Here is a 354-nt window from a genome sequence, read left to right as displayed (position 1 = left end):
GGCGCAACGGTTGCAGCTCAACGGTTGCGGATCAACGGTTGTTTCAAAAAAGAAAGATAAGCAGCTTTGAGGGCTGCTTCATATAGAATTTGTTTCTAGATTCAGTACTTTATTACTTTCTTCTCAGGATCTGGTATACAACTCCAAGGACTCCAACGGCTACTGCAGACTCAAAACCCGGGATAGAGCTCTTGTCAGAAGGTTTTTCTGCATCATTTTTAGGACTCTGTTCCGAACTTTTTGTGGTTGAAGAGCTGGTGTCTACAGGATTGGAGGGTTTCATTTCTACAGTCTTACCGGGTACTACAATTGTGAAGCATCCGAAACTCGGAGAAGTCTTGGACTCGAAGAAGA

Annotated in this window: 1 pseudogene; it reads right to left on the bottom strand. The window is 43.8% G+C overall.

Annotated elements, in window-relative coordinates:
• Nucleotides 1–112: 112 nt before the first annotated feature.
• Nucleotides 113–354: pseudogene (locus BP621_RS15035) on the bottom strand (PGF-pre-PGF domain-containing protein); the annotation flags it as partial.

This window comes from Methanosarcina sp. UBA5, assembly GCF_002505485.1.
GTDB lineage: Archaea > Halobacteriota > Methanosarcinia > Methanosarcinales > Methanosarcinaceae > Methanosarcina.
Note: the sequence above shows the minus strand (reverse complement) of the source record. Positions and strands in the feature narration are given on the sequence as shown.